The 8,071-nt window shown below is 54.2% G+C and carries 8 protein-coding genes; all 8 read left to right on the forward strand.

Going from position 1 to position 8,071, the window contains the following annotated elements; all coding sequences use genetic code 11:
* Positions 1 to 193 precede the first annotated feature (193 nt).
* Entirely contained in the window at positions 194 to 601 is a 408-nt protein-coding gene (locus A4E54_RS00295) for a hypothetical protein (RefSeq protein ID WP_041313024.1), read from the forward strand.
* Positions 602 to 612: 11 nt separating this feature from the next.
* On the forward strand, positions 613 to 2,397 hold the full coding sequence (gene mobP3 / locus A4E54_RS00300; RefSeq protein ID WP_286723638.1) for a MobP3 family relaxase: 1,785 nt from the start codon (positions 613 to 615) through the stop codon (positions 2,395 to 2,397).
* Between the two features lie 149 nt (positions 2,398 to 2,546).
* Positions 2,547 to 4,055 carry a DUF3991 and toprim domain-containing protein gene (locus A4E54_RS00305; protein WP_286723639.1) on the forward strand — a complete coding sequence of 503 codons (1,509 nt, stop codon included), beginning with the start codon at positions 2,547 to 2,549 and terminating at the stop codon, positions 4,053 to 4,055.
* Between the two features lie 56 nt (positions 4,056 to 4,111).
* Positions 4,112 to 5,938, forward strand: a complete 1,827-nt coding sequence (locus tag A4E54_RS00310; protein WP_286723641.1) for a VirD4-like conjugal transfer protein, CD1115 family — start codon at positions 4,112 to 4,114, stop codon at positions 5,936 to 5,938.
* Between the two features lie 11 nt (positions 5,939 to 5,949).
* The gene (locus tag A4E54_RS00315) at positions 5,950 to 6,204 is read left to right on the forward strand and encodes a helix-turn-helix domain-containing protein (protein ID WP_286723643.1); all 255 of its coding nucleotides are present in this window, start codon (positions 5,950 to 5,952) and stop codon (positions 6,202 to 6,204) included.
* A 271-nt stretch (positions 6,205 to 6,475) separates the two neighbouring features.
* Entirely contained in the window at positions 6,476 to 6,688 is a 213-nt protein-coding gene (locus tag A4E54_RS00320) for a helix-turn-helix domain-containing protein (RefSeq protein ID WP_286723645.1), read from the forward strand.
* A gap of 49 nt (positions 6,689 to 6,737) precedes the next feature.
* Positions 6,738 to 7,859, forward strand: coding sequence for a hypothetical protein (locus A4E54_RS00325; RefSeq protein WP_286723647.1), 1,122 nt, complete (start codon positions 6,738 to 6,740; stop codon positions 7,857 to 7,859).
* The coding region (locus tag A4E54_RS00330; RefSeq protein ID WP_286723649.1) for a response regulator transcription factor at positions 7,852 to 8,071 on the forward strand (220 nt) is incomplete at its 3' end. The genes A4E54_RS00325 and A4E54_RS00330, both read left to right, overlap by 8 nt.

Raw genomic sequence — 8,071 nt, forward strand, 5'->3', positions numbered from 1 at the left:
GCAAACGCCTCCGCCTCGGCTCACATCAGCCCGCAATGCGGGCTGAAGGACGTTTCCCGCCGGGGTCGGATTTTGCCATTTGGGGTTGCTACAGGAGTCGCAGGCCGCCGGCAAAGCCCATAGCCGAAGGCTTTCCACAGGCGTCGCGACAGGCGTTGCGGCAAAAATGCGCACCGGATTGGAGGTGGACAATATGGCAGAAGAAAACAAAAAGAAATTCCCCTTGTGGATGCGCCCGGAAACGCGGAAGCAGGTCAAGGAATGGTATAAAAAGGACAACTGCGGCAGCCAGAGCGAGTTCATCGAAAAGGCGGTCCTGTTTTACTGCGGCTACATCTCCGCGGAAAACAGCATGAAGTATTTGCCCGCCGCCCTAACCTCCGCCATGGCCGGGGTGGTGGAAAGCTCGGAGAACAGGATCGCCCGCCTGCTCTTCAAGCTGGCGGTGGAAATGTCCATGATGATGAACATCATCGCGTCCAACGCGGAGATTGACGAAGCCCTGCTGCAGAGGCTGCGGGGCAAGTGCGTGAACGACGTGAAGAAATCCGTCGGCGCCGTCACCTTCGAGGACGTGGTGAAATTCCAGAAGGGCGAGTAGGGTGACGGACCATGCCGAGACTCATCTTCAAATGCCGTTACCTGAAAAACGCGCCGGAACACCTTGCCAATTTCATAGAATACGCAGCCACCCGCGAGGGCGTGGAAAAAGTGCCGGACAGCACGGGACTGCTTCCCGCCACCAAAAAACAACAGCGGCTCATCGCAGAAATCATAAGCAAGCTTCCCGACACGGCCGGCCTCTTCGAGTACGAAGACTACCTTAAAGATAAGACCAGGGAAAACGCGTCGGAGTTTATCGCCGTGGCGCTGGAGCAAAACCTCGATCTCCTCGGCAAGCGCGAAAACTATGTCGGATACATCGCCAACCGTCCGGGGGCGGAGGCCCTTGGGAGCCATGGCCTGTTCACCGACGCCGACCTGCCTGTGGTGCTGTCCAAAGTGGCAGAGGAAGTCGCCAATCACGCCGGCAACGTGTGGACCAATGTCATCTCCCTGCGCCGGGAGGACGCGGCTCGGCTCGGCTACGACAACGCCAAAGCGTGGCGGGACCTGATCCGGGGACAGCGCAACCATATCGCGGAGCAGATGAAGATTGCCCCGGAAAATCTCCGTTGGTACGCCGCCTACCATAACGAGGGTCATCATCCTCACGTGCATTTAATCGCATACTCCATTAACCCCACGGAAGCCTATCTCACCAAACAGGGTATTGAAAACATGCGAAGCAGCCTGGCAAGGGAAATCTTCAAACAGGACCTTATTCAGATTTATTCCGAACAGACGAAGCGCCGCGACGCCCTGACCAGACAAAGCCGGGAGTCCATGCGGGAAATCATCGGTCAGATAAGTTCGGGAGTCTGCGAAAACAAAACCATTGAGGAATTGATTGCGCGCCTGGCGGAGCGGCTCAAGCACACCTCCGGCAAAAAGAAATACGGCTATCTGAAAGCGCCTCTCAAGGCGGTCGTCGATCGGATCGTGGACGAGCTGGCCAGGGACGAGCGGGTGGCCCGGTGCTACGAAAAGTGGTGCGAGCTGCGCAACGAAGTGCTGCGCACCTATGCCGACAGGCTTCCCGAGCCGCTGCCTCTCTCCAGGCGGAAGGAATTCAAGAGCATAAAAAATATGGTGATCGCCGAGGCAATGAGCATCGGCGGCCACCATTTCACTTTTGAGCCGGATGAGGATATGGAAACAGACCTGTATCTCGCGGGAGAAGATATTCCCAAGGATGTGTCCGCGGCAGCTGCATATTTTGAAAAGACGGCCCGGCTGGGCAACGTCCATGCCCAATACGTGCTGGCAAGGCTGTATCTTACCGGCGAGGATATGCCCAAAGATGTTCTGAAGGCCGTAGAACTGCTGGCAAAGTCCGCAATGCAGAACAATTCATTCGCCCAGTACAGGCTGGGCAAGCTCTATATGCTGGGAAAGGATGTTCCCAAAGATGTGGATGAGGCCGTTAAGTGGCTGACTGCTTCTTCGGAACAGGGAAATCAATATGCGCAGTATGCGCTCGGAAAGCTCTACCTTATGGGGCATGAGGTTCCAAGGAACCGGGAGGCCGCGGTACGCTGGCTTTCTCTGTCAGCCGGACAGGGAAACATCTATGCGCAGTTTTTCCTCGACCATGTGGACTCCTTCCGCGAACCGTCGGTCCTGATGGCGGCCACACGGCTCATGCACCACCTGGGCAATATCTTCCGCAACGAGCAAAAGCGATTTGGCGGAGGCGTTATGCAGGTGGATCGCAAGCTGCGCAAAAAGCTGGCGCAGAAAAAAGCGGCCCAGGGCCACGCCCATGACGATCGCGAACCTCGCCAAAGCTATTAACAGGAGGGATTTCCATGATGAAAGAATATTTACGCAAAAAAGATAAAGCGCTTATCCCGCGTTTGCCTTCCAATCGCAAGCCGCTCCCGCAAAGGGCGGCTTTTTTTCGCAGACGCGGCAAACGGAAACGCTGACCGGAGAGGGATATCATGGCAAAATACATTCCCTTCACCGATGAACAAATACGCCGGGCCAACGCCATGGACATAGCGGACTTCCTGCGGCGCCAGGGAGAGCAGCTCACCCGCGCCGGAAGGGACTGGCGCTGGAAGCGGCATGACAGTGTGACCATCCGGGGCAACCAATGGTACAGGCACAGCCGGGAGGAAGGCGGCCTCGCCATCGACTTCGTGCGGGAATTCTACGGCCTGTCCTTTCCGGAGGCGGTGACGCTGCTCCTGGGCGGCGAAGGGGGCGTGGAATGGAATCAAACCCATAAAAGCGCCCCGGCTCCCCGCAAGCCCTTTGCACTGCCGGAAATGAACAGCGACATGCGCCGCGTCTACGCGTACCTGATCAAACAGCGGTTCATAGACCGGGATGTTATCGCCCATTTCGCGAAGTCAAAAATGCTTTATGAAAGCTGCGAGCGGTCCGCGGATAAAACAAAAGAATATCACAACGCTGTTTTTGTCGGGTATGATGAAAACGGCGTCCCGAGGCATGCGCACAAACGGGGGCTTTACACCGTGGGCGGCAGCTACCGGGGCAACGTGGAAGGCAGCGACCCGGCATACAGCTTCCATCATATAGGCGCTAACGACACCTTGTATGTGTTTGAAGCGCCCATAGATATGCTGTCCTTTATCACCCTCTACCCGGAGGACTGGAAGCAAAACAGCTACGTGGCCCTGGACGGCGTGGCCGAACACGCCCTGCTGCGGCAGCTTGAATTAAACCCCCGCCTGCAAAAGGTTGTACTGTGCCTGGACCATGACGAGGCGGGCATCGAAGCCGCGGGACGGCTAACCGAAATCATCCAGGCGCGGGGATACTGGAATGTGTCGGTCCGGCAACCGGAATACAAGGACTGGAATGAAGACTTAAAAGCAAAGAACGGCGCTGCATCCATCCCGGCACAGGGCCATTCCAAGCTGGAGGTTTTGCCGGAAATCTGCGCCGGGCTTTATGAAACCTGCAAATCTTTAATATCTGCGCACAATCCGGACGCTGTGCTGCTGGAGCATTATGAAAAGCTGAAACCTCTGATAGCAAACGGAAAATTGCCGCAGGGAAAGGCGCCTGCGGTGACGGAGCATCTGGAAGTTATGGCGGCGGCAGCTCTGCTTGCAGCCCAAAGACAATACCGGCAGATGGAACAGCCGGCGGCCATAGAGCAGCTCATTGCGGAGCTTCAGGACAGCTACCGTCCCCACCGGGACCGGGGCATGCTGCGCTCCAGGGCGGACGACCTGCGGCAGGACGTCGCCTCTCTCAACCGCCAGATCAGCGCGGCCGGCCTCCGCAGTCCGGAAGACAAGCATAATCTCATCGCATCTTACCTGCGCTTTGCGCTGGACTGCGTCAGGTCACAGATTTTTGTCCGCCTTGAAGGACTCAAACAGAATACTGAAACGCTTTGCCTGCAAAAAGCGGACGGGAATGTTCGGCAACAGGCGGAGCATACGGGTTTGGCGTCACAAAGACTCATGCTGTAGAATTGCAAATCCTTCTCCACAAACAGCAAGCAAAACCACCCATAAGGAGGTGTCCCATGCAAACATCCCAAATCATCACGCTGACCGCCGCGGCCTTGACCATGTTCGGGGTTATCGGCTTCCTTTCCCTGCTGGCCCATTATTATACCTTAAACGGAATCAAATCCAGGACCGTCGGCGACGGACAGCACGGCACCGCGTGCTGGGCGAGCAAAGGGGAAATCAAAAGGACCTATGTCCACCTGCCCTATACGCCGACGCTGTGGCGGCTGAAAAAGAACCTGCCCTCCGCCCAGGGGCTGGTGGTGGGCTGCAAAATATCCCGCGGCCGCGTCACCGCCCTGGTGGACACCGGCGATATCCACTGCCTCATGATCGGCGCCGCGGGCGTCGGCAAGACGGCCCATTTCCTGTACCCCAACCTGGAATACGCCTGCGCCTCCGGCATGTCCTTCATCACAACCGACACCAAGGGCGACCTGTACCGCAACTACGGCGGCATCGCGAAGGAACACTACGGCTACGATGTGGCGGTCATTGACCTGCGCAATCCTACCAGAAGCGACGGAAACAACATGCTCCATCTGGTCAACAAGTATATGGACGCCTATATCGCCGATCCGGAGAACCTTTCTTTTAAAGCCAGAGCGGAGAAGTACGCCAAAATCATCGCCAAGACCATAATAAATCCGGGAGGTGCGGACGCGGCGGCTTACGGGCAAAACGCTTTCTTCTATGACGCAGCTGAGGGGCTTCTGACTTCCGTCATCCTGCTCGTCGCGGAATACTGCCCGCCGCCCAAGCGGCATATCATCAGCGTGTTCAAGCTGATCCAGGACCTGCTGGCTCCCTCCGGCGTCAAGGGTAAAAACCAATTCCAGCTGCTGATTGAAAAGCTGCCTCCGGAGCACAAGGCCCGCTGGTTTGCGGGGGCGGCCGTCAACAGTGCGGAACAGGCCATGCAGAGCGTCCTCTCCACGGCACTGTCCCGCCTGAACGCCTTTCTGGATTCCGAGCTGGAGCAAATCCTCTGCTTTGACACCGCCATCGACGCGGAAAAGTTCTGCACTAAAAAAAGCGCCATCTTCCTGGTCATGCCGGAGGAAGACAGCACCAAATACTTTTTGATCAGCCTCATCGTCCAGCAGCTCTACCGGGAGATGCTGGCCGTGGCCGACGAGCATGGTGGCAGGCTCCCCAACAGGGTCATGATGTACCTGGACGAGATCGGCACCATTCCCAAGATTGAATCCATCGAGATGATGTTTTCCGCATCCCGTTCCCGCCGCATATCCATCGTGGCCATTATCCAGAGCTTCGCTCAATTGGAGAAGAACTACGGCAAGGAGGGCGCGTCCATCATTGTCGACAACTGCCAGGACATGGTGTTCGGCGGTTTCGCGCCCAACAGCGAGTCCGCTGAAGTTTTATCAAAAGCCCTCGGCAACAGGACTGTAATGAGCGGCTCGGTAAGCCGCGGCAAAAACGATCCCGGCCAGTCCCTGCAGATGATCCAGCGCCCCCTGATGACGCCGGACGAGCTGAAAAGCATGCCCAAAGGCCGCTTCATCGTCACCAAGACCGGGGCCAATCCCATGCGCGGCACCCTCAAGCTGTTCCTCGAATGGGGCATCACCTTCGGCAAGCCCTATGAGATTGCGGAGAAGTCCGCCCGCAAGGTGGCCTACGCCGACCGCGGGGAGCTGGAACAGGAAATCCTCCGGCGGCACGCGGCCTGTGTGGATACCGACGAGGAACCGGAAGCGGCGCCGCCGGAGGGCGGCATGGCGCATGCGCCGGTCAGGGAAAAAGCGAAAGCCGCGCCGAAAACAAAGGCGCTGCTTAAATCAAGGCAACCGGAAGCGCCTGTTCGGATTGAGTAGGAGGTGAAGCTGTGGGTTACTTTGCATCCCTTTATGCCTCGGAGCTGCCCCACCGGGCGGTGGCCGTGTACATGTACCTCAAGGACCGGGCGGACAGGGACGGCAAGTGCTACCCGGCGATTAACACCATCGCCGCGGAGCTGAAGCTGTCCCGCAGCACCGTCAAGCGGGCCATCGGCGATCTTGTAAAAAGCGGCTGGATTCGCAAGGAGCAAAGGTGGCGGGAAAACGGCGGCAAGAGCAGCTGCATGTATTATGTGCAGTAATCGGCTGCGCGGGGCGGATGGTCAAAAACCTTACTGCCGCGCCAAGGGGGCGGTCTGCCCCTTTGGCGAACCATGGCACGGTCCACGATGAGCCATCTACTGAACTGCCCACTTTAAAAAATGTAAAAGAGCAGAAAAGAAACAAGAATACCCTTATTAGCTTATTCGACATATTCTCTATACTATTTTGATATGTATGCGAACGCTGATTTTTATATTGTTTACGCTGATGTTTCATGGTAAAATATATGAAACACAAGGAGGTGCCGGGATGTCTGTGAGTTACAAGAAACTGTGGAAACTGTTGATTGATAAAAACATGAAAAAGAAGGACTTGAGAGAGCAGGCAGGCATCAGCCATGCTTCTGTTGCGAAGCTTGGAAGAAATGAAAACGTTACGACCGATATTCTCGTCAAGATTTGCAAAGCTTTAAACTGTGATATTTCAGATATTATGGAAATTGTTGACGATATAAAACCTTGAACGGCGGTATGACGCCGGAGGAATTTAAACTGTGGCTGGAGGAGTGAGGATGATAGACTATTATGCCGCTTATTCTCCATATGCCATGCTTCTAATTGCAACCACAATTGCCTGTGTCGTGTTTGGCGCCTTTTTATGCGCATATGGATTTATAAAAGTTGAGAAAAGCTTTTTATTCTGGGTGGTTATTATTGCTTTGATTGGGTTTTTATGTCTTCCGGTTATGGGGTTTATGGCACTTGTTTCCCCTTCCCTTGAACTACAGGACATGTACCTGGATTTGCGAAGGTTTATTGCCCTGTTTGCCGTTGTCCCGTTGTTATGCGTTTTTTTCGGCATGCATCGCAGAGGATGCGGTCTTAAACAATGCGGCATGTTTGGCCTGGTTTTCCTGATACATATTATGTGTGTTTTCTACCTATGGGAAAAAAGGCCCGGTGTATTGGCAGATTATCTGCCCATGCTTGATTTTGGTATTTTCAGCATATTACTGACGTTGTCAAGACGCAGCCTGTTTGTAGAGCTTTCTCCCGTGTCAATAGACAATTTCATGCAGGAGCTTGACGACATGATACTGATATTCGATAAAAGCGGGAAACTCATCGACGCAAACAGACAGGCAAAAAAATCATGGACATTCCTGCATGATGGTTTGATGATAAACGAGTTTCTTGAAAGACTAAAGGAAATGACTGTTTCAAAAAAGTGCGTCGAAAAAAACGGCATAGTGCGGTATGAAGAGGTTGTGCTTTCCTTTTCCAATGGCATAAGGCACTACCAATACGAGGAAACCCAGGTAAAGGATGAAAAGGGAAGCATCCGGGCAACTGTACTGAATTTTCATGATATAACCGAACAATCGCTGCTTGAAAAAGAACTGGCGGAAAAAAATGATGAGCTTGAAAAACTGAATATCAAGCTTAAAGCTTTTCTGGATACCGCCGAAAAGCTTGTGGAAGAAGAACAAAAAGCAAAAGCCGTAAAAGATATAAAGGAAACGGTGGGCGCCAGGATTGAAAAACTGCTTTCCGGGCTTGAATCGGTATCCTTTTGCAATAAACAGGAAAAACTGCCGGAGTTGATAGAAAACTGCCGGGAAGCAATGGCAGGGGTGCGCCTTGCCATGCAAAAACTGATGCCGGATAGCGGAAAGGATGGGAAAGATGATTAAAATAGCCATAGCGGATGACCAGGTATTGCTCCGGGAAATGCTTTCAATGGTTCTTTCATCCGACAGCGGGGTGGAGATTGCCGGTCTAGCTGGCAACGGCGAGGAAATCCTTAATATTTGCCGTGAGAAAAAACCGGACATTGTGCTTCTTGACATAAAAATGCCTGTCAGGGACGGCGTTTTTGCACTGGAAGCCATAAAAAAAGAAATGC

It is taken from the genome of Pelotomaculum sp. PtaB.Bin117 (assembly GCF_002067195.1).
GTDB classification, from domain to species: Bacteria; Bacillota; Desulfotomaculia; order Desulfotomaculales; family Pelotomaculaceae; genus Pelotomaculum_D; species Pelotomaculum_D terephthalicicum.